Below are 26,119 nucleotides of genomic sequence, written 5' to 3'. Positions count from 1 at the left end.
CTCACTCCCCGCCGCGCAGGATGGAGTTGCCCTCGTGGAGTGGCGGGCGCTGTCCGGGGGCGGCGGTGTCCAGGTGGAGGCGGCCGCTCAGGCCGTAGAAGGCGACGGGGTTGCGCCACAGGACCTGGTCGACGTCGTCCTCCGTGAAGCCGGCCTCCAGCATCGCGTCGGCGACCTTGCGGGTCTTGAGGGGGTCGCTCTTTCCCCAGTCGGCGGCCGAGTTGACGAGGATCTTCTCGGTGCCGTGGTTCTTGAGGACGGCGACCATCCGCTCCTCGTCCATCTTGGTGTCCGGGTAGATGGAGAATCCGGCCCAGCAGCCGCTGTCAGTGGCCGCCTCTACCGTTGTCTCATTGAGGTGGTCGAGCAGGACGTGCTCCGGGGGGAGGTTCGATTCACGGATGACGTCGATGGTGCGGTGCAGACCGGCGAGCTTGTCGCGGTGCGGGGTGTGGACGAGGGCGGGCAGGCCGTGGTCGGCGGCGAGCTGGAGCTGTGCGGCCAGGGCGTGGTCCTCGGCCGGGGTCATGGAGTCGTAGCCGATCTCGCCGACGGCGACGACGGAGTCCTTGACGAGGTAGCGGGGCAGGGCGTCCAGGACCGGGGTGCAGCGGGGGTCGTTCGCCTCCTTGGGGTTGAGGGCGAGCGTGCAGTGGTGGGCGATGCCGTACTGGGAGGCACGGAAGGGCTCCCAGCCGAGGAGGGCGTCGAAGTAGTCGAAGAAGCTGGCGGGCGAGGTGCGGGGCTGGCCGAGCCAGAAGGAGGGTTCGACGACCGCGCGGACGCCCGCGTCGTACATCGCCCGGTAGTCGTCGGTGGTGCGGGAGGTCATGTGGATGTGGGGGTCGAAGATGCGCATCAGGTCTCCTCCGTGGGGGCGGGGGCTGCGGTCGGCGGGGCCTGGTGGCCGCGCTCGTCGGCCTGGGCGGTGAGTGCGAGGACCGTGCGCAGGTCTTCGGGGACGGGGCGGCCCGCCGCTGTGCGTTCGGCGGCGAAGTCCCTGACCATGCGGGAGAGTTCGGCGTCACCTCGGGCCCGGTCCGCGAGCCGGGCGACCGCCGCGACCGGCACCTCGGTGAACAGGCACTTCAGTACGGCGTGCCGCCAGGCGTGCGGGGCCAGGTGCTCGGCGGCGTAGGGGCCGACGGCCGCGGCGACCAGCCGGGTGTCGTTGGCGCGCAGGGCGTCCTCGACGAGTGGGAGAGCGGTGTCGCCGAGGTCGAGGCGGTGCAGGGTGAGCAGGACGGCGCGGCGTTCGGCGGCGGTGCCCTGGTCGTAGAGCCGGGTGACGGAAGGCAGCGAGGCGCGGGCCTCGACGAGCAGGAGGGAGCGTACGGAGTCGGCGCGCTCCGGTCCGCAGTGCCGGCCGGCGGCGGCGTACCGCAGCTCCCACGGCGCGGTGGCGCAGCCGCCGGGGGGCTCCGCACCGAGGGCTGCGAGCGTGGGTTCCGCGGGGAGGGTGCAGCGGGCCGCCTCGGCCAGGGCCTCTTCCAGCCAGGCGCGGGCGGGCCCGTCCAGTTCGGCGTCGAGTTCTTCGCGGGACTTCAGCACGGGGCGGCCCCCTCGATCCCGGTGGTGCGTGTCGTGGCGAAGCGGGTCGCGGCATCCCCCGTCGCGGCGTCCCTCGTCATGCCGCTCCCCGGCCCGCCGCCCCCGGCCATGGCCCTCCTTGTCATGGCGTCACGCAGGAAGTCGATCGATGTGCGGGCCTGTTCGGGGCCGGCGTGGGAGTGGCGGGGCAGTTCGACGACGGTGAGGCCCTCGTAGTCCGAGGCGGCGAGGGCGGCGAGCACGGGCGGGAAGTCGATCTCCCCGTCGCCGAAGGGGAGGTGCTCGTGGACTCCGCGTCGCATGTCCTCGATCTGGACGTGCCGGAGCCAGGGGGCGGATTCCTCGACGCACTCCACCGGCGACGCCTCCTCCAGGCACTGGCAGTGGCCGATGTCGAGCGTGAGGCCGAGCGGTTCCGGGTCGTCGAGGAGGGCGCGCAGTCGGTGGAAGTCGGCGAGGGTGGCGAGGAGGTGACCGGGTTCGGGTTCGACGGCGAGCGGGATGCCGGACCGTTCGGCGGCTTCGAGGACGGGGGCGATCGCTTCGGTGAGGCGCTGCCACGCGGTGTCGGCCGAGGTGCCGGGCGGGGTGACGCCGCTGAAGCAGTGGACGGCGTGCGCGCCGAGGTCGGCGGCCACGCCGACGGCACGGACGAGCAGGGCGGTGCGGGCGGCCCGGGCGGCGGGGTCCGGGTCGAGGAGGGAGGGGCCGTGCTTGCGGCGCGGGTCGAGGACATAGCGGGCGCCAGTCTCCACGGTGACCCGGAGCCCGAGGGAGGTGAGCCTGCGCCGGACCTGGCGGGTGCGTTCGGTGAGGTCGGCGGCCATGGGGTCCAGGTGCATGTGGTCGAGGGTGAGGCCGACGCCTTCGTAGCCGAGGTCGGCGAGCAGGCCGAGGGCGTCGTCGAGGCGGAGGTCGGTGAGCCCGTTGGTGCCGTATCCGAGGTGGAGGGTCATGTGGGGCTCACCTTCCGGGCGAGGCCGCGGGCGAGGGGGACGAGGCCCATGACGGCGAGGCCGGTGACGGGGGCCCCGGCGCGGGCGGCGAGCGCGGCCTGTAGCGGGATCATGGCCCGGATGCCTCCTCCGACCGCCCGCTGGGTCAGGGGCGGGGACGGGTTCAGTGCGGCGTGCAGGAGAGGCGGCCCGGCGGTTCGGAGGTAGGCGCCGGTGAGCCCGACGACCAGGAGCCGGACCGGGTCGGCGACTCTCCCGAGCGGGCCGGTGCCGACGCGCCGGGTGTCGGCGTCGGCCCTTCCCGTACCGGGCCGCCAGGGCTCCCCCAGCACCGCTGCCGCGAGGGCTGTCGTCGTGGCCAGCACCGTGAGCGGGGTGCGGGTGGAACCGCCGTGCGCCTCGTGGCGCGACACGGCGGTGACGCCGTAGGTGTGGGCCCCGAGCACCAGGGCGGCGGGCAGAGCGGACCGTGACGCCGTCAGCGCGCCCGGCGCCGGCGGCGCTGTCGCGGCCGCACTCGCCCCGGCAACGTTGTCGGGTGAGCCGCTCCCGCTCGGCGTGCGCACACCTGTCGCCGTGGCCGCCGCGCCCAGGAGCAGGTCCAGCGAGCGGGCCGCGGCCATCGCCGCCGGGCCCGCCTGCGTGTGCTTCAGGCGGAGGTCGTAGGCCCAGACCGTGGCGGCCAGGCCCGTGGCGACGGTCAGGGCGGGGCGGCCCGCCCGGGCCGCGAGGGCGAGGCCCGCCGCGGTGAGCGCCCCGGCCGCCCCCAGGGCCGCCGCCGGGCTGACGCGGCCCGAGGGGATCGGGCGGTGCGGGCGGTCCACGGCGTCCTCGTCGCGGTCGGCCCAGTCGTTGAGGGCCATCCCGGCCTCGTACAGGCACAGCGACGCGCCCATCGCCAGGGCGGTGCCCCGGCCGGGCCGGCGGCCCACCGCCGCCGCGCCCGCCAGGGCGTCCCCGGGGACGGAGAACAGGGCGGAGACGCGCAGCAGTTCCGCCCAGGCCCGCAGGCGCTCCCGGGGCGTGCGCCGGCCGGGGCACGCGTCCGGCCGGTCCCGGCCGGAGCCGGCGCCCCGTTCCCCGCTCCGGCCCGTGGAAGACGGTTCGGGCCTGTCCGGTGCGGGTGCAGTCCCACCCGCACCGGACAGGCTGTCATCGGTCGCGGCGGCCGGTGCGCCGCCGTCTGCGGAACCGTTCCGCCGCCCGGCCGGCAGCACGGACCGTGCCGTCGCGAGAGCCGTGGGGAGGGATCGCTGCCGCCGCCTCATGCGTGGGCCCGCAGCCGCTCGGCGAAGGAGAGCAACGTGGCGTACTGCTCGGCGAGGGCCGCCGAGGCGCCGCCGTCCGGGTCCTTGAAGTAGAAGCCGAGTTCCGGCAGGGGGCCGCTGATCCCCGCCTCGTGGGCACGGGCGAGCAGCCGCGCCAGGTCCAGGACGAGTGGGGCCGCGAGGGCCGAGTCGCAGCCCTGCCAGATGGTCTGGAGGATCATGCGGGAGCCGAGGAAGCCGTCGAAGGCGATGTGGTCCCAGGCGGTCTTCCAGTCCCCCATCGCGGGCACGTCGTCGATGTGCACCTCCCCCTCGGGGGCGGTGCCGAAGGTGTCGGCCAGGACGCGTTCCTTGCCGGCGTTCTTCGCGGCGGCGGCCGCCGGATCGGCCAGCGCCGCCCCGTCCCCGCCGCCCAGCAGGTTCGACCCGGACCACGCCCGTACGGCGAGGGCGCGTTGGAGGAACATCGGGGCGAGGACGGAACGGAGCAGCGTCTGGCCGGTCTTGCCGTCGCGTCCGGCGTGGGGAAGTCCGCTGGCGGCGACGGTGTCGGTGAGCGCGGGGGCGCGCAGGCCGGTGGAGGGGGTGAAGTTGGCGTAGGAGCAGCCGGCCCGCAGGGCGGCGGCGGCGTAGAGCGAGCTGGCGGGGAGCCTCGTGTCGTCGGGGCCGGGCGCGGGTTCGGTGGAGGCGACGTTGAGGACGACGGTGCGGGCCAGGCCGTTGCGGTGGGCGAAGTCGGTGAGGTCGGCGGCGAACGCGGCGATCAGTTCCTCGTCGTCGCGGGTGTCGCCGGGGAGCGGTCCGCCGGGGCGGATCCCGGCGTCGGCGGCGTCGAGTTCGGCGCGTACGGCGGAGGGGAGTCCGTGCGGCAGCACGCCGCCGTCGGCGAGGGCCTCGGCCCGCTTGGACAGCGGGCAGTCGAGGGTGTCGTGGCCGCCGAAGACCAGGTCGGCCAGGGCGGGCAGGCCGCTGTCGGCGAAGGGGGGCGTCTCGGTGACCATGCCGGTCGGCGGGTGCAGCCCCGCGGCGATGGCGGCGCAGCCCGCGGTGGCGGTGGTCGCCACGGAGCCGCGTGCTCCGATGAACCAGACGCCGGTGCGGCCGCCTGTGCCCGCGGGGCCGGGGGCCTCCGGGGGGCTCGGGGCGTCGATGGGGCCTGGGGCGTCGGTTCGGCCTTCGCGAGCTGCGTGTGCGGTCACGGGCTGCCTCCCTGGGGGACGTCGGGGGTGGGGGACGGCGGGCGGGGGGAAGGTGTGCGCTTCCCCCCGCCCGTCGTCGGCAGAGGCGGCCGCCCTACTTCGAGGGCAGCTCCTTCAGCTGGATGTTGCGGAAGGACACCTGGTCGTCGGCTCCGTGGTTCTGGAGGCCGATGTAGCCGTCCTTCAGGCTGCGTGCCGGATCGGTGTTGGTGAAGTCGTTGATCTTCGCTCCGTTGAGGAAGATCTGCAGACGTTCGCCCCGGACCTTGATCTCGTAGCTGTTCCACTGTCCCGGCGGCCGCAGGACGCGGTCGCGGGCCTTGATGTTCGCGGATTTGAAGGTGTAGACGGCGCCCGTGGTGCGGTCGGCGGCGTCGGTGGCGTCGATCTGGATCTCGTACCCGTTGTTGACGGCCGACCAGGGGTCGTCGGACTCCGGGAAGCCCACGAAGACACCGGAGTTGTCGTCGCCGGACATCTTCCAGTCGAGCTTCAGCGAGTACGCCTTCAGCTCTTTGGCCTGGTAGGTGAGCAGACCCATGCCGCCCTCGGAGTGCAGGGCGCCGTCACTGACGGAGAACTTTCCCGGGCCGGCCTGCTTCCACCCCTCCAGCGTCTTGCCGTTGAAGATCGGCCGGTGGCCCTTGTCGGGCTTGCAGTCGGCCTTGACCTGGCCGGTGGCGTAACGCAGGCCGCCCAGCACGTGGCTGCGGAAGGCGGGCTCGGCGTAGGACTCCTTGGTGTGGCCGAGGCCGGTGTAGAAGGAGCGGCCGCCCTGGTAGGTCTGGCACCAGGAGATCGGGTGATCGCCCTTCATGTTCCCGCCCGTGTAGGTCGTCTCGTCGAGTGTCGCGAGGACCTTGGCGTTGTCCCGGGGGTTGGTGCCGTAGTTGTACCACTCGTCGGTGCGCTCCCACTCCTCGTCCAGGTGCTCGGTCGCGGGGTGGTCGTGGTCCTCGACGCGGACGGTGGCGGGCTGGATGTGGGGGTGCGAGTCGAAGTAGGCGCCGACGAGGCCGCCGTAGAACTCCCAGTCGTACTCGGTGTCGGCGGCCGCGTGGATGCCGACGTAACCGCCGCCGGTGGCCACGTAGTTCTCGAATGCCTTCTGCTGCTCGGCGTTGAGGACGTCACCGGTGGTGGAGAGGAAGGCCACGGCGTCGTAGCGGGCGAGGTTGCTGGTGGTGAACTGGGCGGCGGACTCGGTGGAGTCGACCGTGATGTTGGAGTCCTTGCCGAGCTCCTTCAGGGCCGCGATGCCCGTGGGGATCGAGTCGTGCCGGAATCCGGCGGTCTTGGAGAAGACCAGGACGCGCTTGGCGGTCCGGTCGACGGGGGAGTCGGACAGTTCGAAGTCGTCGACGTCGTAGAGCGCTCCGTCACCTCCCTTGAAGACGAGGAAGAGTTCCGTCTGCTTCTTGGGCACGCCGCGCAACGGGATGTCGATGTACTGGAAGGTGTCCCAGCCGCCGGTCACGGGGACGGGTCCCGAGCCGAGGATCTTCCCGGTGGGTGATCCGGTGCGCACTTCCAGAAAGCCGCCGGAGCCGGCGGAGGAGACACGGGCGGTGAGCTTGGTGGTGTCGCCGAGGACGTACGTCCTGAAGGAGATCCAGTCGTCGTTGTGGATGTCGCCGACGGTCTTGCCGCCGTGCGCGCTCGCCTTGTCGAAGGTGGCGACGCCCGCGGAGGCGTCGAAGTGCTCGGCCTGCCGGTGCTTGGGCTGGAGGCGCGCGGTGTCCTTGCCGGACAGCTTGGCCTGGCCGCCGCCGCCGTTGTCGGTGTAGGAGGCCGAGATGCCGCCGTAGATGTTGGCGTTGGGGTCGTGGCCGCCTTCCATGGCGGTCTTGATGGTGCCCTCGCAGCCGTGCTCGGTGGTGATGTCGTGGCCGTGGCTGTCGTGGCCCAGGGTGAACTTGACCTCGACCTCGGTGCAGTCGATGGTCCCGTCCTCCGGATCGCTGACGTTCACCTTGAACGGCACGGAGTCACCGAACTCGAAGAGCTGCCCGTCCACGGGGAGTTCCAGCTCCACGGTCGGGGCGGTGTTGCCGACGGTCACGTGGACGCTCGCCGAGCCGGTGCGGCCGGTCGGGTCCTGGGCGGTGAGGGTGGCGGTGTAGGTGCCGTTCTTCTTGTACGTGTGGGCGGGGTTGGCGGCGGTGGAGGTCTTGCCGTCCCCGAAGTCCCAGGAGTAGGTCAGGGCGTCGTCGTCGCCGTCCGTCGTGCCGGCCGAGGAGAACCTCACCTTCAGGGGTGCGGTGCCGGAGGTCTTGTTCGCGGATGCCTCGGCGATGGGTGAGCGGCCTCCGGTGGCGTTCTCGATGCGGTAGAGCGCGGAGTTCTCGTCTCCGCCGAACCAGGCGAGGCCGTAGTCGAGGACGTACAGCGCCCCGTCCGGGCCGAAGGCCATGTCCATGATCTGCGTGCCGGACCACGGCACGTCGTTGATGGACTGGACGCCTCCGTCGGCGTCCTGCTCGATGCGCTTGATCCACTGGCGGCCGAACTCGCCCGCGAAGAAGTCGCCGTCGTATGCCTCGGGGAACTTCACCGGGGAGTTCAGGTCCGCGTCGTAGCGGTAGACGGGTCCGCCCATCGGGGATTCGGAGCCGCTGCCGAACTCGGGCACCGAGCCGCCGTCGTAAGGGATCCACGCGGCCTCGGCCGGCGGCAGGTCGACGAGCCCGGTGTTGTGCGGCGACTCGTTCTTCGGGGCGGCGCAGTCGAAGGCGGCGCCCGAGGTCTTGGTGGCGAAGTCGTAGTCGCGGTAGGGCTCGTTGTCGCCGACGCAGAAGGGCCAGCCGAAGTTGGCGGCCTTCGTCACCCGGGCGAACTCGACCTTCCCGGCGGGTCCGCGCTGGGGGTCGGCCGCGCCGGCGTCGGGGCCGTAGTCGCCGACGTACACGACGCCGGTCTCCCGGTCGACGGAGAAGCGGAAGGGGTTGCGGAAGCCCATCGCGTAGATCTCGGGGCGCGTCCTGTCCGTCCCGGGCGCGAAGAGGTTTCCTTCGGGGATGGTGTACGAGCCGTCCTCGGCGACCTTGATGCGCAGGATCTTGCCGCGCAGGTCATTGGTGTTGCCCGAGGTGCGGCGGGCGTCGAACGCGGGGTTGCGGTCGGGCCGTTCGTCGATCGGGGTGAAGCCGTCGGAGGCGAAGGGGTTGGTGTCGTCGCCGGTGGAGAGGTAGAGGTTCCCCTCTGCGTCGAAGTCGATGTCACCGCCGACGTGGCAGCACGTGCCGCGCGAGGTGGCGACGTCGAGGACCTTCTTCTCGCTGGCGGTGTCGAGGGTTCCGTCCTCGTTGAGAACGAAGCGGGAGAGCCGGTTGACGCCCTCGAACTTCGCGAAGTCGGCGGCGGTTCCGGTCTCGGGAGCATCGCCCGCGGGGGTGTCCAGCGGGGGTGCGTAGAAGAGGTAGATGGCCCGGTTCTCGGCGAAGTCGGGGTCGACGCCGACGCCTTGGAGACCTTCCTCGTCGTGTGTGTACACGGGCAGGGTGCCGGATATCCGGGTGTTGCCGGCGCTGTCGGTGATCCGCAGTTCGCCGCTGCGCGAGGTGTGCAGCACACTGCGGTCGGGGAGGACGGCCAGCGACATGGGCTCGCCGGTCTCCTCGACGCCCTTGGCCAGGGTGACTTGCTGGAAGTCCTCCGCCAGGTTGTCCTCGTGTCCGGGGTGGCCCGGGTGGGCGGTGGCACCGGGAGCGGAGCCGAGGGTCAGGGTCGCGGCGGCGAGCAGGCCGCCGGTGAACAGCGCGAGGCTTTTGCGGACGCGGGTCCGGGCCAGGAGCCGCTTTCTGGTTCTGTGCACGTAGGTCCTCCGGAGAGTGCCGGTTGTACGGGCGGGTGTAGCCGTGCCGTGCCGCGCGGGGACTGCCGCGCGTGCGTCGCCGGGGCCGGGAGCGGCCCCGGTGACGCGAGTCATGTCGTGTACACGAAGTGGACGGTAGACCTGTTCGTCCTCGACGGAAAGCCCTTGTGCGACAGGTAAGTCGAACTTCTGCTTCCGCCAGGACAAAGGCGTTTCCGGGCAGCGCGGGGCGGCCCCCGGGGCTGGGGTCCGTGGTGCGGATCATGCCCGGGGGCTGGACCGGTCGCGCTACTCGCCGCCGCCGAAGGCCGCGTCGAAGGAGGCCGTCGGGGGGTCGAAGTCGAACCGTTTGAGGTGGGCAAGCGCTTCCGGGGCGCCGGTCAGCCGGTCCATCCCGGCGTCCTCCCACTCCACGGAGACGGGGCCCCCGTAGCCGATGGACCGCAGCATCCGGAACACGTCCTCCCAGGGCACGTCGCCGTGGCCGGCGGAGACGAAGTCCCAGCCGCGCCGGGGGTCGCCCCAGGGGAGGTGCGAACCGAGGCGGCCGTTGCGGCCGTCGAGGCGTTTGCGGGCCTCCTTGCAGTCCACGTGGTAGATGCGGTCACGGAAGTCGTAGAGGAAGCCGACCGGGTCGAGGTCCTGCCAGACGAAGTGGCTCGGGTCGAAGTTCAGCCCGAACGCGGGCCGGTGGTCCACCGCTTCGAGGGCCCGCCGAGTGGTCCAGTAGTCGTACGCGATCTCGCTCGGGTGCACCTCGTGCGCGAAGCGCACCCCCTCGGCGTCGAAGACGTCCAGGACCGGGTTCCAGCGCTCGGCGAAGTCCTCGTACCCGCGTTCGATCATGCGCGGGGGCACGGGCGGGAACATCGCGACCAGGTGCCAGATCGAGGACCCGGTGAATCCGATGACGGTGTCCACCCCGAAGGCGGCGGCGGCCCGGGCGGTGTCCGCGATCTCGGCGGCGGCCCGCTGCCGTACGCCCTCGGGCTCGCCGTCGCCCCAGATGCGGGCGGGCAGGATGCCCTGGTGGCGCTCGTCGATCGGGTTGTCGCAGACGGCCTGGCCGACCAGGTGGTTGGAGATCGCGAAGCACTTCAGCCCGTAGGCGTCGAGCAGTTGGTGCCTGGTATCCAGATAGCCCGGATCGGACAGCGCCTTGTCGACCTCGAAGTGCTCGCCCCAGCAGGCGAGTTCGAGCCCGTCGTAACCGAAGTCCCGGGCGTGGCGGCAGACCTCCTCCAGTGGGAGGTCGGCCCACTGGCCGGTGAACAGGGTGAAGGGGCGGGGCATGGGTACCTCCTAGGAAGGGACCGGGGTGTGGACCGAGTTCTTGGCGGCGCTCTCCTCGACGGCGGCGAGCACACGCTGCACCTGGAGCCCGTCGGCGAAGGAGGGCCGGGGCGCGGTGCCGTCGGCGATCGTGCGGACGACGTCGCGTGCCTGGTGGACGAAGGTGTGTTCGTAGCCGAGGGCGTGGCCCGGGGGCCACCACGCCTCCAGGTAGGGGTGCTCGGGTTCGGTGACGAGGATGCGCCGGAATCCCGCGATGGCGGCCGGCTCGGTGTGGTCGTGGAAGGACAACTCGTTGAGCCGCTCCAGGTCGAAGGCGAGTGAGCCGCGTTCTCCGTTGATCTCCAGACGCAGCGCGTTCTTGCGCCCCGCCGCCATGCGGGTCGCCTCGAAGGAGGCCAGTGCGCCGGAGGTGAGGCGGCCGGTGAAGACCGCCGCGTCGTCCACGGTCACCTCGCCCCGCTCCACGGTGTCGGCGCCGCCGGTGAGGCCGGCCGTCGCTCCGGCGAGCAGGGGCCGTTCGCGTACGAAGGTCTCGGTCACGGCGGACACCCCGGTCAGCAGCTCGCCCGACAGGTACTGGGCCAGGTCGACGATGTGCGCCCCGAGGTCCCCGAGCGCGCCGGACCCGGCGTGCTCGCGCTTGAGCCGCCAGGTGAGCGGGGACGCCGGGTCCACCAGCCAGTCCTGGAGGTAGGTGGCGCGCACATGGCGCAGGGGGCCGATCCGGCTCTCCGCGATGAGCTGCCGGGCATAGGAGATCGCGGGCACCTTGCGGTAGTTGAAGCCCACCATGGCCACCTGGCCGCGGGCCTCGGCCGCTTCGGCGGCGCGAACCATCGCCTCCGCCTCGGCGACGGTGTTGGCGAGCGGCTTCTCGCACAGCACGTGCTTGCCCGCTTCCAGGGCGGCGATGGCGATCTCGGCATGGCTGTCGCCGGGGGTGCAGATGTCGATCAGCTGGACGTCGTCCCGGGTGATCAGTGCCCGCCAGTCCGTCTCCGCCGCCGCCCAGCCGTGGCGGGCGGCGGCGTCGTCGACCGCCGCACGGTCGCGTCCGCAGATCGCGGCGAGAGCGGGCCGCAGGGGCAGGTCGAAGACGTGTCCGGCGGTGCGCCACCCCTGGGAGTGGGCGGCGCCCATGAACGCGTATCCGACCATGCCGACCCCGAGCGTTCCCGGTGCCTGCCGCGGCTCCGGTGCTGCGGTCTGCGTTTCCGTCTCTTGACTACGGGCCATGCGGACTTCCTCCTCGTCGGTGTGCGGTAACGGGCCGGGGGACGGACTCTCGGCGCCCCCCGGAGTCCCGGTCAGTTGAAGCCCGTCGGCAGGTACTGGTCGATGTTGTCCTTGGTCACGACCGCGGAGTACAGGGTCAGGGAGGTCGGGATCTCCATCTCGGAGAGGCCGCTGACCCCCTTGCCCTGGCCCAGTGCGCGCGCCAGGTCGATCGCGGACGCGGCCATCGTGGGCGGGTAGAGGACGGTGGCCTTGATGACCGAGTCGTCCGCCTTGATGGCGTCCATCGCGGACTTGGCGCCGGCGCCGCCGACCATGATGAACTCGTCGCGTCCCGCCTGCTCGATGGCGCGGAGCGCGCCGACGCCCTGGTCGTCGTCGTGGTTCCACAGGGCGTCGAACTGCTTCTGCGCCTGGAGGAGTTGTGCCATCTTGGCCTGGCCCGACTCGACGGTGAAGTCGGCCGCCTGACGTGCCACCAGTTTGATGTTGGAGTAGTTCTTGAGGGCGTCGGCGAAGCCCTGGCTGCGCTGCTTGGTCAGCTCCAGGTTGTCGATGCCGGCGAGTTCGACGACCTTGGCGTCCGGCTTGTCCTTGAGCTGCTCGCCGATGTAGTGCCCGGCGTTGAGGCCCATGCCGTAGTTGTCGCCGCCGACCCAGCACCGGTACGCCTGCGGGGAGGCGAAGACGCGGTCCAGGTTGACGACGGGGATGCCCGCCCTCATGGCCTCCAGACCGACCTGGGTGAGCGCCTTGCCGTCGGCGGGGAGGACGACGAGGACGTCGACCTTCTTGTTGATGAGGGTCTTGACCTGGCCGATCTGGGCGGCGGTGTCGTTGGAGCCCTCGGTGGTCTCCAGGGTGACGTCGGAGTACGTCTCCGCCCGGGACTTGGCGTTCACGTTGATGGCGTTGAGCCAGCCGTGGTCGGCCTGGGGTCCGGCGAAGCCGATGGTGACGGCCTTGCCGGGCTTGTCGTCTGCGGGGGCGCTGTTGCCGGCGGGCTCGGTCTTCTTGGGCTCGTTGCTGGTGCAGGCGGTGAGGAGCGCGCCCGCGGAGACGGCGGCGGTTCCGAACAGCAGCCCTCTGCGGCTGGTTTCTGGCATGGCGGTCTGACCCTTCGTCGGGTGGATGCGTGGGCGGTGCGGTTGCGGGGCGGGGCTCGGCGGGCGTGTGGAAGTGCTCAGGCGCTCGACGGGTGGGCGCAGCGGGCAGGGCGCTCGGGTGCCCGGCGGGCGCCCGGGCGCTCGGGGTGTGCGGAGCGGTCAGGGCGCTCAGGTATCCCCGCCGCGCAGGGTGCGGCGCTGGACGAGGACGGCGGCGACGATGATGGCGCCCTTGGCGATCTGCTGGACGTCGCTCTGGAGGTTGTTGAGGGCGAAGATGTTGGTGATCGTGGTGAAGATCAGGACACCGAGCACCGAGCCGACGATGGTGCCCCGGCCGCCGCTGAGCAGGGTCCCGCCGATGATCGCGGCGGCGATGGCGTCGAGCTCGTACAGGTTGCCGTTGGTGTTCTGGCCGGACCCGGCGAGCACGATCAGCATGAAGGCGGCGATGCCGCAGCACAGTCCGGACAGCAGGTAGAGGTACAGACGCTGGCGCCGGACGTCGATCCCGGCGAGCCGGGCGGCCTCCGCGTTGCCGCCGACCGCGACCGTGCGGCGGCCGAAGGTGGTCCGGTTGAGGATCAGCCAGCCGACGAGCGTCACCGCGGCGAACATGATGACCAGGGGCGGTATGCCGAGGAAGTAGGAGTCGGGCAGGCCGAGGTCCAGGACCGAGTCCACGGTGACGATCTGGGTCTTGCCGTCGGTGATCTGGAGGGCGAGTCCCCGGGCCGAGGCGAGCATGGCCAGCGTCGCGATGAAGGGGACCATTCCCCCGTACGCGATGAGGACGCCGTTCACCAGCCCGGCGGCCAGGCCGACGACCACCGCCGTGAACGCGATGCCCGCGAAGCCGTACTCCTGGGTGGCCAGGGTCGTCGCCCACACCGAGGCGAGGGCGACCATCGCGCCGACGGAGAGGTCGATGCCGCCGCTGATGATGACGAAGGTCATGCCGACGGTGACGACACCGATGACGGATGCCTGGGTCAGGATCAGCTGGAGATTCCCGGTGTCCAGGAAGGCGTCCGGTTCGGTGATGCCGCCGACCACGATCAGGGCGGCGAGGACACCGAGCAGGGACAGGATCCGGACGTCGAACCGGAGTGCTTCGAAGGGGCGGGTGAAGGCCCCCTTGTCCGGCCCGTTGTGCTGCGCCGACGGGGCGAGCTGTGTCATGGCGTCGGGCTCCCTTCCATCACGAGGTCGAGTACGCGGTGCTCGTCGAGCTCCTGAGCGGGGGCCGTGTGGACCACACGGCCCTCGCGGAGCACCAGCACCCGGTCGGCGAGGCCCAGGACTTCGGGCACTTCGCTGGAGACGAGAAGAACGGCGAGGCCCTCGTCGGCCAGCCGGCGGATCACGGCGTAGAGCTCGGCGCGCGCGCCGACGTCGACGCCGCGGGTGGGTTCGTCCAGCAGAAGGACCCGGCAGCCGCGCAGCAGCCAGCGGGCGAGGACGGCCTTCTGCTGGTTGCCGCCGGAGAGGGTACGGACGGCGGCGTCCGGGTTGTCGGGCCGCATCTGCAGTTCGCGGGTGGCGCCCCGCGCGGCCCCGCGCTCCCGGCCCCGGTCGATCCAGCCGATCCGGGCGAAACGCGAGAGGGAGGAGACGGAGACGTTGCGGGTGACGGACTCGGTCATCAGCAGGGCCTGCGCCTTGCGTTCCTCGGGAGCGAGGCCGATGCCCGCGGCGACGGCGGCGCGGACGCTGCCGGAGCGGATCCGCTCGCCGGCGACGGTGACGGTCCCGGTGCTCGGCCTGCGGGCGCCGTAGATGGTCTCCAGGATCTCCGAGCGGCCCGAGCCGACGAGTCCGGCCAGCCCGACGATCTCGCCGGGCCGCAGTTCCAGGTCGACGGGCGCGAACTCCCCCCTGCGAGAGAGACCTTCGACCCGGAGCACCGGTTCCGCGGTGGCGGCGGCCGGCTCCTCGGAGCGCGGCGGGAAGACATAGGCGACATCCCGGCCGGTCATCATGGCAACGATGTCGCGGGTGGGGGTGTCGGCGGCGGGGAGCCCGACGGCGACGGTCCGGCCGTCCTTGATGACGGTGACGCGGTCGCCGATGCGGCGGATCTCGTCGAGCCGGTGCGAGATGTAGACGACGGCCACGCCGTCGGCGGTGAGGCCGTCGACGATCCGGAAGAGGTTGTCGACCTCGTCCGGGTCGAGGGCCGCGGAGGGCTCGTCCATCACGATGAGCCGGACGTCGTGGGAGAGCGCCCGCGCCATGGAGACGATCTGCTGCTGGGCGGCGGAGAGGTCCCCGACCTGTCGGGCCGGGTCGATCTCCGGGTGTCCGAGGCGGGCCAGGAGCGACCGGGCCGCCGAACGCCCGGCGCCCGTACGGACGATGAAGCCCGCGCTGGTCGGCTCGTGGCCGAGGAAGACGTTCTCGGCGACCGACAGCCCTTCGACCAGGTCGAGTTCCTGGTAGATGGTCGCGATGCCCAGGCGCATGGCGGCGATCGGCGACTTGAGCCGGACGCTTTCGCCCTGCCAGGTGATCTCGCCGCCGTCGGGCTGGTGGGCGCCTGCGAGCACCTTGATGAGCGTGGACTTGCCCGCACCGTTCTGGCCGAGGAGGCAGTGGACCTCGCCGGCCTGGACCTCCAGGTCGACGCCGTCCAGGGCGCGGACGCCGGGGAAGAGCTTGGTGATGCCGGACATGGTGAGCAGGGGTGGTGCTGGTGCCATGACGAATCCCCTCGGCGAATGGGGTCTCCCCTGCTCGGACGGTGCCGAATGGCCGGGGAGGGGAGGTGAGCGGACAGGGCGCGGAGCTGGGGGTGCCGTGGAGCCGGCGGCACCGCGAACGGCTGCTGACTGGTACCTGACGAGCCAGTACCTGACGAGTACCCGGCTCGTGCCGGGTACCTGACCAATACGGTGGTGCGTACGGCCCCTTGGTCAGGCCGGTGAGAAGAGGTGGTCGCTGATGAGCCGGGCCGCACCGATCACTCCGGCGGCCGGCCCCAACTCGCCCAGCACAATGGGGAGATTGCCGGTGGCGAGGGGCAGGGACTGCTTGTAGACCTGGGTGCGGACACTGGCGAGGAGGTTGTGACCGAGGCCGGTGACCCCGCCGCCTATCACCACCAGACCGGGATTGAAGAAGCTGACGAGACCGGCGATGACCTGCCCGGTCCGGTTGCCGCCCTCGCGAATCAGATCGAGCGCGGCGGCGTCCCCGGCCGCCGCGGCGGCGGCCACATCGGCGGCGGTGAGACGTCCCGCGCCTTCCAGCCGGGCGGCGAGCTCGGGCGAGCGGCCGTCCCGGGCCGCCTGCTCCGCGTCACGGGCGAGCGCGGCGCCGCTGAAGTGGGCCTCCAGGCAGCCCCGGTTGCCGCAGGCGCAGGCCCTGCCGTCGGGTTCCACCTGGATGTGGCCGATGTCCCCGGCGCTGCCGGTCGTACCGCGGTAGACCTCGCCGCCGACGACGATGCCGCAGCCGATGCCCGTACCGATCTTGACGCAGAGGAAGTCGCCCACGGAGCGGGCCACTCCGGCGTGCTGCTCCCCCATGGCCATGAGGTTCACGTCGTTGTCGACCATGACGGGACAGCCCAGCTCCTGACTGAGCGCCTCGCGGACCGGGAAGCCGTCCCAGCCCGGCATGATCGGCGGCGCGACCGGCACACCCTCGGGGAAGCGGACGGGGCCGGGGACGCCGATGCCCGCGCCGTCGAAGCCCTCGGCGAGCCCGGAGGCCCGGAGTTTGGCGGCCAGCGACAGGACCTGCTCGAAGACGGCGACGGGCCCCTCCCGCACGTCCATCGGATGGTTGAGGTGCCCCAGCACCTCCAGCTCCGCGTTGGTGACGGCCACGTCGATCGAGGTGGCGCCGATGTCGACCCCGAGGAACCGCAGTTCGGGAGCGAGCCGGATGTTGTGCGAGCGGCGCCCGCCGCGCGACGCGGCGAGTCCGTCGGCGACCACGAGACCGGTGTCCAGCAGCCGGTCCACCTCGACGGCGAGCTTCGAGCGGGAGAGCTCGACCTGGTCGCCCAGTTGGGCACGGGAGTTGGGGCCCCCGTCGCGCAGCAGCCGGAGCAGCCGCGCCTGATGCGCGTTCGCGGGTCGTGCCGTCATACGTCTCACGCGTCCCTCCCCGCCACATCGGCCAGTCCGTCGGGCTTTCGAGGGAACGTAGCAGCGCTTTCCCGGGGTGGGAAGAAGTTGCGCGGGAATCGGCCCCAACTTTCTCCACACCCAGGACAAAGGTCCCCGGCCCGAGGCCGCACAGGCACGCCGAAGCGGTCAGGGGCAGCGGATGACCTGCCCCGCGTACGAGAGGTTTCCGCCGAATCCGAAGAGCAGGACGGGCGCGCCGGAGGCGACCTCGCCGCGCTCGACCAGCTTGGAAAGCGCCATCGGGATGGAGGCCGCCGAGGTGTTGCCGGAGTCCACCACGTCGCGCGCGATGACGGCGTTGACCGCGCCGATCTTGCGGGCGACGGGCTCGATGATCCGCAGATTGGCCTGGTGCAGGACGACGGCGGCCAGGTCCTCGGGGGCGATACCCGCCTTCTCGCAGACCTTCCGGGCGATCGGCGGGAGCTGGGTGGTGGCCCAGCGGTAGACCGACTGACCCTCCTGCGCGAAGCGCGGCGGCGTCCCCTCGATCCGGACGGCGTTGCCCATCTCCGGAACGGACCCCCACAGCACCGGACCGATGCCCGGCCCGTCCGGGGCGTCGGGGGCGGTCGGGTCGGCGGTGACGACCGCGGCGCCCGCACCGTCGCCGAGCAGGACGCAGGTGGTGCGGTCGGTCCAGTCGGCGATGTCGGCCATCTTGTCGGCGCCGATGACCAGCGCCCGGGTCGACGCACCGGCCCGGATCGCGTGGTCCGCGGTGGCCAGCGCGTGCGTGAAGCCGGAGCACACCACGTTGATGTCCATCACGGCGGGCGAGCCCATGCCGAGCCGTGCCGCGACCCGGGCAGCCATGCTCGGGGACCGGTCGATCGCGGTGGAGGTGGCGACGAGGACCAGATCGATGTCCGAGGGGGCCAGCCCGGCGGCGGCGAGGGCCTTGGCTCCCGCCTGCGCGGCCATCTCGTCCACCGGCTCGTCGGGGCCACCCACATGGCGGGTCTTGATACCGACCCGGCTGGTGATCCACTCGTCGCTCGTGTCGACGATGGCCGCCAGATCGTCGTTGGTGAGCACCTTGGCGGGCTGGTAGTGGCCGAGCGCCACGACACGTGAGCCGGTCATACGGGTTCCCATCGTCATGTAGGGCAGGAAACATCCAGTCTTGGTCGCTACCGACGGGTACGGGGGCACGTGATCCCACAGGAAACCGGCCCACACGTTGGAGCGTTGACAACAGCCTGGACAGCGTGCTGCGCGGGTGGCGGCGACACGCCGGTGCGGGTGTCGGACAATGACCGAGTCGGGATACCGCCGCCGCGTACGGACGGATTCCACGGTCGCACACGGACAGAAGCCACCGCACACGGACAGAATCGGGTTCAGCTCTATGGGACGGGTCACCGAACGCCGCCGCACCCTCCGCATCCGGGACGGGGCCGTCTCCTCCCGCGCGGACACCCTGGTGGCGGAGGAGCCCCTGGAGATCCGTCTGAACGGCCGGCCGCTGGCCATCACGATGCGGACGCCGGGGGACGATTTCGCGCTGGCCGCCGGGTTCCTGGTCAGCGAGGGAGTGATCGCCGAGGGGGGCGAGGTGCAGTCGATCGTCTACTGCGCCGGGGCGACGGCGGACGGGGTGAACAGCTACAACGTGGTGGACGTGAAGCTCGCGCCCGGGGTCCGGGTCCCCGACATCACGCTGGAGCGGAACGTCTACACCACCTCGTCGTGCGGTCTCTGCGGCAAGGCCAGCCTGGACGCGGTACGCACCACGACCCGGCACCCCGTGGCCGACGCTCCCCCGGTGCGGGTCACCCCGGAGCTGCTGTCCGCCCTCCCGGACCGCTTGCGGGCCGAGCAGCGGGTGTTCGACCGGACGGGCGGACTGCACGCCGCCGCGCTGTTCTCGGAGGAGGGCGTGCTGCTGGACGTCCGCGAGGACGTCGGCCGGCACAACGCGGTCGACAAACTGGTGGGCCGGGCGCTCACCGACCACCGGCTGCCGCTGTCGCGGGCCGTGCTGCTGGTGTCGGGGCGCGCCTCGTTCGAGCTGGCGCAGAAGGCGGTGATGGCGGGGATCCCGGTGCTCGCGGCGGTCTCGGCGCCGTCCTCGCTGGCCGTGGACCTGGCGGCGGAGAGCGGTCTGACGCTGGTCGGCTTCCTGCGCGGCCCGTCGATGAACGTGTACGCCGGTGAGCACCGGATCGCGCTGGAGGCGACGGCCCGGCAGGGCTGAGGCGGACGGGGCCGAGGCGCGGGGCCCGGGGCTGCCAGGGGCTGCCCGGGGCGGGGCCCACGGTCGGCACGGCCCGGCGCGCGAGGCCCGGCGCGCGAGGTCCGGGGCTGGCGATGTCCGGGGGGAGGCCCCCCGGCGGCCCCTCGCCGGTCAGCGCTCCGGTTGCTCTCCGCGCTGCGGGCCGCCGCTCCTGGAGTCCCTCCGGCGCGACCATCCGGAGGCCGAACTCCAGCTCACCGTGGAGCTGTCCGGAACGCTGCACCGCCGGCTCGCGGCGGGCCGGCTGGATCTGGTGCCGGCCAAGCGGCGGATCGGCGGCACCCACGGTGAGCTCATGTGGCAGGACGAGCTGGGCTGGATCGGCGCACCGCGGCTGCGCGTCGATCCGGAGCGCCCCGTGCCGCTGGTCGTCTTCCCGCCGCCGGCCATCACCCGGGCCCGCGCCCTCGAAGTGCTGGAGGAGCACGGGCGGGGGTGGCGGATCGCCTGCACGGGCACGAGCCTGAGCGGGCTGGTCGCGGCGGCGCGGGCGGGTCTGGGGCTGATGGCGCACTCGCGGGGCATGGTCCCGCCGGGGCTGATGCCGGTACCGGCCAGGGCGGGACTGCCGGAGCTGGGCGGCGTCGACTTCGTACTGCTGTACGGAAACCGCCGGGGCGCGGCCCAGGAGGCCGCCGACGCTCTGGCCTCCGCCATCCTGGCGGGCGGCGACCGGCTGCAACGCGGGACCGCCGGGCGGGACGGCGGGCGGGACAGCCCGTAGCGGGCGTCCGTGACCGGCGGCGGCAGGCGGCCGGGTACGCCGGGGCTCCCGCGACCGTCCGATACGCCGCGGTGACGGCGGTGACCGGGTACGTCGGGCGGTCACAGCTCGCCGGGCACGACGCATACGGCACATACGCCGGACGGGTCGCAGCCGCCGGAAACATCCGACGGCCCCCGGCGGCCGGACACGCCGCGGTGGTCGCCACGGGCGGATTCCGTGGAGATTCCGGCGCGAGTCGCTCACCCCTCCGTCAGAACCGGACGGGCGGCACGCCCGGGCCTGGCCCATCTGGCCGGATTTCGACGGTCTACCGGTGCGGACGGCACCGTGTGCGCAGGCCCCCGGACCCTCCCGCGGGGCCCCCGCTTGGGGTAGCGTCGCGGCGCTGTGCGAAGCGCCACGAGGAGCATGTCATTGCGCGATTTCACTGTCCCACCCATGGCGGCGGCGCCTCAGGTCGGTGGTCTGGCCGATGTGGTCTTCGACTACGCGGAGGACGATCCGCACCGCGTCGCGCTCGGCCGCAAGGACGCCGGGGGCCAGTGGCGCGATGTGACCTCCGGGGACTTCCGCGATCAGGTGCTGGCCCTGGCCAAGGGACTGATCGCCCACGGGGTGCGGTTCGGCGACCGGGTGGCACTGATGTCCCGTACGCGCTACGAGTGGACCCTTTTCGACTTCGCCCTCTGGACCGTCGGGGCCCAGTCGGTGCCGATCTACCCGACCTCCTCGGCGGACCAGGTCCTGTGGATGCTGCACGACGCCGAGGTGGTGGCGGTGATGGTCGAGCACGAGGACCACGCGATGACCGTCGGTTCGGTGATCGACCGGCTGCCGCGGCTGAAGCGGCTGTGGCAGCTGGACGCCGGGGCGGTGGACGAGCTGCTCGGGGCGGGTGCGGGCGTGGCCGACGAGGTGGTGCAGCGGCACCGGCGGGCGGTGACGCCCGACTCCGTGGCGACCGTCATCTACACCTCGGGGACGACCGGCCGCCCCAAGGGGTGCGTGATCACCCACGCGAGCTTCATGTTCGAGAGCGACACGATGGTCGCGCGCTGGGAGCCGGTGTTCCATTCCAAGCCCGGCGACGAGGCGGCCACCCTCCTCTTCCTGCCGCTGGCGCACGTTTTCGGGCGGATGGTCGAGATCGCCGCCCTCCGTGGCCGGGTGAAGCTCGGCCATCAGCCGGAACTGTCGGCGAACGCGCTGATGCCGGACCTGGTGACGTTCCGGCCGACGTTCATCCTGGCGGTGCCGTACATCTTCGAGAAGGTGTTCAGCGGCGCCCGGCGCAAGGCCGAGGCGGAGGGCCGGGCCGGGCCGTTCGACCGGGCCGTCGACATCGCGGTGAAGTACGCCGAGGCCCTGGAGCAGAAGGCGTTCGGGGGCGGGCCGGGGCCTTCGGCCGGACTCCGGATGCAGCACCAGTTCTTCGACAAGGTCGTCTACAAGAAGGTCCGCGACGCGATGGGCGGCCGGGTTCGGCACGCGATGTCGGGCGGCTCGGGCATGGAACGCCGGCTCGGGCTGTTCTTCGCGGGCGCGGGGGTGAGCGTCTTCGAGGGGTACGGGCTGACCGAGTCGACCGCGGCGGCGACGGCGAACCCTCCCGAGCGCACCCGGTACGGGACGGTCGGCCTGCCGATTCCGGGGACGTCGGTGCACATCGCGGACGACGGCGAGGTCTGGTTGCGCGGGCCGAACGTGTTCTCCGGCTATCTGGGCGCCCCGGCGGCCACGCGAGCGGTGCTGCGGGACGGCTGGCTGGCGACCGGTGACCTGGGCGCGCTGGACGAGGACGGGTATCTGACGATCACCGGGCGGAAGAAGGAGATCCTGGTGACGTCCGGCGGCAAGAGCGTCTCCCCGGCGGGCCTGGAGGAACGGGTGCGGGCGCATCCGCTGGTGGCGCAGTGCATCGTCGTCGGCAACGACCGCCCGTACATCGCGGCGCTCGTCGCCGTCGACCAGGAGTCCGTGGAGCACTGGCTGTCGATGCGCGGCCGCACCCCGCTCGGCCCGGCCGACCTGGTGCGGGACCCGGACCTGGAGATGGAGGTCCGCCGGGCGGTCGTGGCCGCCAACACGGCCGTGTCCCAGGCCGAGTCGATCCGTACGTTCCGGATCCTGGCCCATCCGTTCACCGAGGAGCTGGGGCTGCTGACCCCCTCGCTGAAGCTGAAGCGCAAGGCGATCGAGACGGCGTACGCGGCCGAGGTCGACGCGCTGTACCACTGACCCGGCGGCGTGCCGCGGACCCGGCCGCGGCGGCGCGGTCGGCTGATCGGGCGGTAGGTCCGGGTGCGGGAATCCCTGGGACCGTCCGGTCGTTGTCGTGGGGAGTCACCAACCGACGACGTTAGGATCGACCGCTCGTGAGCCAGGTCCCCTCCATCACCCTCAACAACGGCCTCGACATGCCGCAGCTCGGTTTCGGTGTCTGGCAGGTGCCGGACGACGAGGCGGAGAAGGCGGTCGCCACCGCCATCGAGGCCGGGTACCGGAGCATCGACACCGCCGCGATCTACGAGAACGAGACGGGCACCGGCAAGGCCATCGCCGCCTCCGGCGTCGCCCGCGACGAGCTTTTCGTCACCACGAAGCTGTGGAACACCGAGCAGGGCCACGACCGGACGCTGCGCGCCTTCGACGCCTCGCTGGACAAGCTCGGCCTGGACTACGTCGACCTGTACCTGATCCACTGGCCGGTCCCGGCGAAGGACGCGTACACCGACACGTACAAGGCGTTCGAGAAGATCCTCGCCGACGGTCGCGCGAAGGCCATCGGGGTGTCGAATTTCCGCCCCGAGCACCTGGAGCGGCTGCTCGCCGAGACCTCGGTGGTACCGGCCGTCAACCAGATCGAGCTGCACCCGCAGCTCCAGCAGGCCGAGTCCCGCGCCTTCCACGCCGGTCACGGCATCGCCACCGAGGCGTGGTCGCCGCTGGGCCAGGGCAAGGGGCTGCTGGAGGTGCCGACGGTCGTCGCCATCGCCCGGAAGCACGGCCGTACGCCCGCCCAGGCGGTGCTGCGCTGGCACCTGCAGACCGGCAACATCGTGATCCCGAAGTCCGTGACCCCGTCGCGGATCAAGGAGAATCTCGATGTGTTCGGCTTCGAGCTGGATGCCGACGACCTCGCCGCCTTCGCGGCCCTGGACGAGGGCAAGCGGCTCGGGCCCGACCCGGCGGAGTTCAACCTCGGTGCCTGAGCGCCCGGCCGCCCGGCACCCCCACCGCGTTCCCGGTGGGGGCGCCGTCGTCAGCGGTGTCCCAGCGGCGGTAACCACGTCCATAGGGGGACCGGGAAGCATGAGCGCTGAACTCGCGCCCGTCGTCGAGGCGGGCGTCTACCGCCTGCGCAACATCGGCAGCGGGCTGCTGCTGGAGGTGTACGGCGCGGCCCGGGGCAGCGGGGCCCGGGTGCAGCAGGGCGAGGACGACGGGACGGCCGCGCAGCTGTGGCGGCTGTCCCCGGTGCACGAGGGCGCGGCCCTCTTCCACCTGGTCAACGAGCACAGCGGGAAGCGGCTGGACGTGGCCGGCGCCGACACGGTGAACGGCACCCGGATCCAGCAGTGGAAGGCCAACAACTTCGGCGCCCAGGAGTGGCTGATCGAGCAGCATCCCGAGGCGCCCGGGACGGTGACGCTGGTGAGTTTCGTCAGCGGGCTCGTCATGGAGGTCGCGGACCGTTCCACCGAGGCCGGGGGGACCGTTCAGCAATGGGAGGACACCGATTCGCCCTTCCAGTGGTGGCGGCTGGAGCCGGCCGGCTGAGGGCCGTCCCGTGATCCCGGACGGGTCGGCGCACGGCGTCGGACGCACGCCGCGTGGCGGAGGGACCTCCGCCCCGCGGCGTGCGTCCGGGCGTACCGACAGAGCGGCGAGGCGCCGTAGCCGTCGTCGTGCGCCCGTCAGGGGCGGACGGGGCGGCTCTCAGGAAGCGGACGGGGCCGCCGGTCGCGCGGCGCCCTCGACGTTGTCCGTCATCCTGCGCAGCACCTTGAGCGCCGCCACGTACTCCTCGTCATCGATGCCGCGGTGGACCACGGCTCGTACCTCGGTCGCCAGCTCGCGCAGCCGCACCCTGGCGGCTTCGCCGGCCTCGGTGAGGTGCAGGCACTGCCCCGCGTCGGTCCGCAGCCAGCCGCGGTGGGTCAGCTGGTCGATGACCCGCGCGATCTCGTCCGGCCCGTCGGCGAGGGGCGTCAGCTGACTGACGGCCTCCTCGCGGGTCACCGCCCCGGGCCCACCGTTCACACGGTTCAGCACCCAGTACTGCGGTTGCGTGACGTCGATCCTGGCCATCGCGTCACGCAGGTGCCGGGTGACGACGGCGTGAACCCGTCCGCTCCAGTAGCCGATGGGCTGGGTGGCCAGCATGTCGTCGGTGGCGGCGGGGTCAGCCGGCGCCTGGTCCGTGGGAGTGCCGGTCGCTGGTCTCATGATCTTCACGCTATATCCGCGCGCACCGTGGGCACCGCCGTTTTCGCGTCGACCGGATCAGGCCGTGGGGGCGTCCCGGCCGCGTGAGCGGACGGACTCACGGGCCGGACCGCACCTCTCCCTCCTCGCCTCCTCGTCCGGCGGCCGATCAGGACCCGCCGAGCGCTCCCCGGTCGCGTCGGCCCAGGTGCACGGTGCGGGCGGCGAGCAGGTGGACGTCGGGGCGGTGGTGCAGGCTTTCGGGGTCCTCGGGGTCCAGCAGCCGTTCCAGTACGGCGCTGTCCTCGGCCGTCAGCAGTTCACCGATCACGTCGCGCTCGCGGGCGAAGCTCGCGACGACATGGTCGCGGGCGGGCCGGGAGAGCGGGGCGGGCAGGTCGAGGAGGAAGCTGCGGGTGCCCTGCGGGACCAGGCCGACCGCGGTGAAGAGCGCGCTCCAGTCCTCGGTCTCCCGCTTCGCGCCCGGGAGCTCGGATCGCATGCGCTCGAAGCGCGTGGCGGCGGCGGCGCCCATACGGGCCTCCAGGCCGGGCTCTCCGATGCCGATGTCGCGCGGCAGTCGCCGGGTGGGCAGTCCGCCCTCGACGAGCGCGACCGTGCCGCCGGGCCGCAGGAGCCGGGCGAAGCCCGCCAGAGCGGCGCGCTGGTCGCCCAGGTGGTGCAGGGAGTTGCCCGCCCAGATCAGATCGGCCTCGCCCAGCCGGTCCAGGTCTTCCGGGAGTCCGGCCGTCAGGGTTCGGAGGCGGTCCCCCACGCCGAGGCGTCGCGCGCGGTCGCCCGCGCGTTCCAGGAGGGCGGGTGTGGCGTCCACAGCCACCGCCTCGGCCTCCGGGAAGACCTCGGCCAGCAGGCAGGAGACGACGCCGGGTCCGCTGCCGATGTCCAGGACCCGGCGGACCTTCGGTGCGGTGGGCAGGGCGGCGATCCAGCGGGCCGCCTCCTCGTACTGCGCGGCGTTGAGTTCGGCCTCCTGCTCCAGGAGGGGGCCCAGGACGTCCCAGTCGATGTCCGTCCCCGGATCTCCCCCTGGCCCGTGTGCGTGGGCGGGGGCGGAGGCAGGTCCGCGTGCGGGAGTGGCGGGGGCGTGGTGGTGGCCGTGGCCGGCGTGGCTGCTCATGGGGCCAGCCTCCCCAAAGGGCGACCGGGCGGCAAGTTCCCTTGCCGTTCCGGCAAATCGGGTTCGTCGTCCGGCAGGCTGCTCCGGTATTCCTGCGGGCTGACTCCCCGGGCCCGCTTGAACGCGGCGCTGAAGGCGAAGGGGGCGCTGTAGCCGATCTTCCGGGCCACGGCCTCCACCGTGGCGTCGCTCTCACGCAGGAGGTCCGCCGCGACGGCCAGCCGACGACCGGTGAGGTAGGCCATCGGCGGCTCTCCGACCAGTTCGGTGAACCGCCGGGCGAGACCGGCCCGGGACACCCCGGCGCGGGCGGCGAGCGACGCGACGGTCCAGGGGTGCGCCGGATCGTTGTGGAGCAGCCGCAGGGCCGTGCCCACGACCGGGTCGCCCATCGCCCGGTACCAAGCGGGCGGGTCGGCCCCGGGCCGGGCGAACCAGGCGCGGAGCACCGCGATGAGCAGGAGGTCCAGCAGCCGGTCCAGGACGACGCGCTGGCCCGGCTCGTCCTGCGCGATCTCCGCGTCGAGCAGATCCAGCAGCGGCCGGGTCCGCGGGTCCGCCGGAACCGTGAGCAGCTGGGGCAGGGCGTCCAGCAGACGGCGGCTGATCTCACCGTCCAGCAGATAGGTGCCGACGAGGACCGCGGTCGTGCCGTCGGCCGCGTTTCCCCAGGTCCGTACGTTGAGCACCATGTCCTGGGAGAGCGGCCGGCCGTGCAGCGTGGTGCAGACGCCACCGGGCCCGACGAGCGCGTGGGGTGCCGTCCCGGGCGCGTCGGCGACGGTGTACGGCTCGGGGCCGCGGACCACCGCGATGTCGCCGGGGCCGAGCCGGACCGGTTCGCCTCCGTCGGACGGGACGATGCAGGCCGTGCCGCGCCGGACCGACATGAGGCAGATCGGCGCCCGGTCCTCGACCCGTACCGCCCAGGGCGGCCCCATCACCATGCGGAGCAGAAAGGCGCCTCGGGCACGCGGCCCGTCCAGGAGTCCGGCGAGAGGGTCCATGGCCGCCAGCGTAGA

General features: G+C 72.4%; 20 protein-coding genes and 1 pseudogene. 5 read left to right on the top strand and 16 right to left on the bottom strand.

Annotated elements, in window-relative coordinates; all coding sequences use genetic code 11:
* Position 1 precedes the first annotated feature (1 nt).
* The 13 genes from ACIQMU_RS07880 to ACIQMU_RS07820 form a co-directional block, all read right to left on the bottom strand.
* Complete coding sequence (locus ACIQMU_RS07880; protein WP_352238924.1) at positions 2–859, bottom strand: TatD family hydrolase; 858 nt, start codon at positions 857–859, stop codon at positions 2–4.
* A complete protein-coding gene (locus ACIQMU_RS07875) occupies positions 859–1,551 on the bottom strand; it encodes an EboA domain-containing protein (protein WP_352238925.1) in 693 nt (230 codons plus the stop codon). Before ACIQMU_RS07875 ends, ACIQMU_RS07880 begins: the two co-directional genes overlap by 1 nt.
* Positions 1,545–2,507: a sugar phosphate isomerase/epimerase family protein gene (locus tag ACIQMU_RS07870; RefSeq protein ID WP_352238926.1), complete on the bottom strand. Its 963-nt coding sequence runs from the start codon at positions 2,505–2,507 to the stop codon at positions 1,545–1,547. Before ACIQMU_RS07870 ends, ACIQMU_RS07875 begins: the two co-directional genes overlap by 7 nt.
* Entirely contained in the window at positions 2,504–3,775 is a 1,272-nt protein-coding gene (locus ACIQMU_RS07865; RefSeq protein WP_402688452.1) for an SCO3242 family prenyltransferase, read from the bottom strand. Before ACIQMU_RS07865 ends, ACIQMU_RS07870 begins: the two co-directional genes overlap by 4 nt.
* Positions 3,772–4,974, bottom strand: coding sequence for an inositol-3-phosphate synthase (locus tag ACIQMU_RS07860; protein ID WP_402688451.1), 1,203 nt, complete (start codon positions 4,972–4,974; stop codon positions 3,772–3,774). The genes ACIQMU_RS07865 and ACIQMU_RS07860 overlap by 4 nt, the downstream gene beginning before the upstream one ends.
* Before the next feature lie 94 nt (positions 4,975–5,068).
* On the bottom strand, positions 5,069–8,788 hold the full coding sequence (locus ACIQMU_RS07855) for a ThuA domain-containing protein (protein WP_402688450.1): 3,720 nt from the start codon (positions 8,786–8,788) through the stop codon (positions 5,069–5,071).
* Between the two features lie 288 nt (positions 8,789–9,076).
* A complete protein-coding gene (locus ACIQMU_RS07850; protein WP_402688449.1) occupies positions 9,077–10,081 on the bottom strand; it encodes a sugar phosphate isomerase/epimerase family protein in 1,005 nt (334 codons plus the stop codon).
* Positions 10,082–10,090: 9 nt separating this feature from the next.
* Complete coding sequence (locus ACIQMU_RS07845; protein ID WP_402688448.1) at positions 10,091–11,320, bottom strand: Gfo/Idh/MocA family protein; 1,230 nt, start codon at positions 11,318–11,320, stop codon at positions 10,091–10,093.
* Positions 11,321–11,391: 71 nt separating this feature from the next.
* Positions 11,392–12,426, bottom strand: a complete 1,035-nt coding sequence (locus ACIQMU_RS07840) for a substrate-binding domain-containing protein (protein WP_352238931.1) — start codon at positions 12,424–12,426, stop codon at positions 11,392–11,394.
* A 168-nt stretch (positions 12,427–12,594) separates the two neighbouring features.
* A complete protein-coding gene (locus tag ACIQMU_RS07835; RefSeq protein WP_352238932.1) occupies positions 12,595–13,608 on the bottom strand; it encodes an ABC transporter permease in 1,014 nt (337 codons plus the stop codon).
* Positions 13,605–15,128, bottom strand: a complete 1,524-nt coding sequence (locus ACIQMU_RS07830; RefSeq protein WP_402688447.1) for a sugar ABC transporter ATP-binding protein — start codon at positions 15,126–15,128, stop codon at positions 13,605–13,607. The genes ACIQMU_RS07835 and ACIQMU_RS07830 overlap by 4 nt, the downstream gene beginning before the upstream one ends.
* A gap of 213 nt (positions 15,129–15,341) precedes the next feature.
* Entirely contained in the window at positions 15,342–16,523 is a 1,182-nt protein-coding gene (locus tag ACIQMU_RS07825; protein ID WP_352238934.1) for an ROK family transcriptional regulator, read from the bottom strand.
* A gap of 168 nt (positions 16,524–16,691) precedes the next feature.
* Positions 16,692–17,651 carry a beta-ketoacyl-ACP synthase III gene (locus ACIQMU_RS07820; protein WP_352238935.1) on the bottom strand — a complete coding sequence of 320 codons (960 nt, stop codon included), beginning with the start codon at positions 17,649–17,651 and terminating at the stop codon, positions 16,692–16,694.
* 265 nt (positions 17,652–17,916) lie between these two features.
* Here ACIQMU_RS07820 and fdhD point away from each other — a divergent pair, with 265 nt between their 5' ends.
* The 5 genes and pseudogenes from fdhD to ACIQMU_RS07795 all read left to right on the top strand — a co-directional run bounded on the left by fdhD (position 17,917) and on the right by ACIQMU_RS07795 (position 23,311).
* Positions 17,917–18,765, top strand: coding sequence for a formate dehydrogenase accessory sulfurtransferase FdhD (fdhD, locus tag ACIQMU_RS07815; protein WP_352238936.1), 849 nt, complete (start codon positions 17,917–17,919; stop codon positions 18,763–18,765).
* Between the two features lie 181 nt (positions 18,766–18,946).
* A pseudogene (locus ACIQMU_RS07810) lies at positions 18,947–19,528 on the top strand (LysR substrate-binding domain-containing protein); the annotation flags it as partial.
* A gap of 441 nt (positions 19,529–19,969) precedes the next feature.
* Positions 19,970–21,769, top strand: coding sequence for an AMP-dependent synthetase/ligase (locus tag ACIQMU_RS07805; protein WP_402688446.1), 1,800 nt, complete (start codon positions 19,970–19,972; stop codon positions 21,767–21,769).
* A gap of 137 nt (positions 21,770–21,906) precedes the next feature.
* On the top strand, positions 21,907–22,743 hold the full coding sequence (locus ACIQMU_RS07800) for an aldo/keto reductase (RefSeq protein ID WP_352238938.1): 837 nt from the start codon (positions 21,907–21,909) through the stop codon (positions 22,741–22,743).
* 100 nt (positions 22,744–22,843) lie between these two features.
* Positions 22,844–23,311 (top strand): RICIN domain-containing protein, encoded by a 468-nt coding sequence (locus tag ACIQMU_RS07795; RefSeq protein WP_352238939.1) that lies wholly within the window; start codon positions 22,844–22,846, stop codon positions 23,309–23,311.
* Positions 23,312–23,470: 159 nt separating this feature from the next.
* Here the strand turns inward: ACIQMU_RS07795 and ACIQMU_RS07790 are convergent, their stop codons facing one another.
* The 3 genes from ACIQMU_RS07790 to ACIQMU_RS07780 form a co-directional block, all read right to left on the bottom strand.
* Positions 23,471–23,980, bottom strand: a complete 510-nt coding sequence (locus ACIQMU_RS07790) for a MarR family winged helix-turn-helix transcriptional regulator (RefSeq protein ID WP_402688445.1) — start codon at positions 23,978–23,980, stop codon at positions 23,471–23,473.
* A gap of 148 nt (positions 23,981–24,128) precedes the next feature.
* A complete protein-coding gene (locus ACIQMU_RS07785; protein ID WP_352238941.1) occupies positions 24,129–25,097 on the bottom strand; it encodes a class I SAM-dependent methyltransferase in 969 nt (322 codons plus the stop codon).
* Positions 25,094–26,104: an AraC family transcriptional regulator gene (locus ACIQMU_RS07780; RefSeq protein WP_402688444.1), complete on the bottom strand. Its 1,011-nt coding sequence runs from the start codon at positions 26,102–26,104 to the stop codon at positions 25,094–25,096. Before ACIQMU_RS07780 ends, ACIQMU_RS07785 begins: the two co-directional genes overlap by 4 nt.
* Positions 26,105–26,119 lie beyond the last annotated feature (15 nt).

Origin of the sequence: Streptomyces sp. NPDC091649 (assembly GCF_044756785.1) — a bacterium.
GTDB lineage: Bacteria > Actinomycetota > Actinomycetes > Streptomycetales > Streptomycetaceae > Streptomyces.
The sequence above is the reverse complement of the archived record's forward strand: the minus strand, read 5'-3'. Positions and strand labels throughout refer to the sequence as shown.

Coding starts and splice junctions, on each gene's coding strand:
- ACIQMU_RS07790 (WP_402688445.1), bottom strand. CDS start 23,980: ATGAGACCAGCGACCGGCACTCCCACGGACCAGGCGCCGGCTGACCCC.
- ACIQMU_RS07870 (WP_352238926.1), bottom strand. CDS start 2,507: ATGACCCTCCACCTCGGATACGGCACCAACGGGCTCACCGACCTCCGC.
- ACIQMU_RS07795 (WP_352238939.1), top strand. CDS start 22,844: ATGAGCGCTGAACTCGCGCCCGTCGTCGAGGCGGGCGTCTACCGCCTG.
- ACIQMU_RS07820 (WP_352238935.1), bottom strand. CDS start 17,651: ATGACCGGCTCACGTGTCGTGGCGCTCGGCCACTACCAGCCCGCCAAG.
- ACIQMU_RS07805 (WP_402688446.1), top strand. CDS start 19,970: ATGGCGGCGGCGCCTCAGGTCGGTGGTCTGGCCGATGTGGTCTTCGAC.
- ACIQMU_RS07830 (WP_402688447.1), bottom strand. CDS start 15,128: ATGGCACCAGCACCACCCCTGCTCACCATGTCCGGCATCACCAAGCTC.
- ACIQMU_RS07850 (WP_402688449.1), bottom strand. CDS start 10,081: ATGCCCCGCCCCTTCACCCTGTTCACCGGCCAGTGGGCCGACCTCCCA.
- ACIQMU_RS07785 (WP_352238941.1), bottom strand. CDS start 25,097: ATGAGCAGCCACGCCGGCCACGGCCACCACCACGCCCCCGCCACTCCC.
- ACIQMU_RS07840 (WP_352238931.1), bottom strand. CDS start 12,426: ATGCCAGAAACCAGCCGCAGAGGGCTGCTGTTCGGAACCGCCGCCGTC.
- ACIQMU_RS07780 (WP_402688444.1), bottom strand. CDS start 26,104: ATGGACCCTCTCGCCGGACTCCTGGACGGGCCGCGTGCCCGAGGCGCC.
- ACIQMU_RS07845 (WP_402688448.1), bottom strand. CDS start 11,320: ATGGCCCGTAGTCAAGAGACGGAAACGCAGACCGCAGCACCGGAGCCG.
- ACIQMU_RS07865 (WP_402688452.1), bottom strand. CDS start 3,775: ATGAGGCGGCGGCAGCGATCCCTCCCCACGGCTCTCGCGACGGCACGG.
- fdhD (WP_352238936.1), top strand. CDS start 17,917: ATGGGACGGGTCACCGAACGCCGCCGCACCCTCCGCATCCGGGACGGG.
- ACIQMU_RS07880 (WP_352238924.1), bottom strand. CDS start 859: ATGCGCATCTTCGACCCCCACATCCACATGACCTCCCGCACCACCGAC.
- ACIQMU_RS07835 (WP_352238932.1), bottom strand. CDS start 13,608: ATGACACAGCTCGCCCCGTCGGCGCAGCACAACGGGCCGGACAAGGGG.
- ACIQMU_RS07825 (WP_352238934.1), bottom strand. CDS start 16,523: ATGACGGCACGACCCGCGAACGCGCATCAGGCGCGGCTGCTCCGGCTG.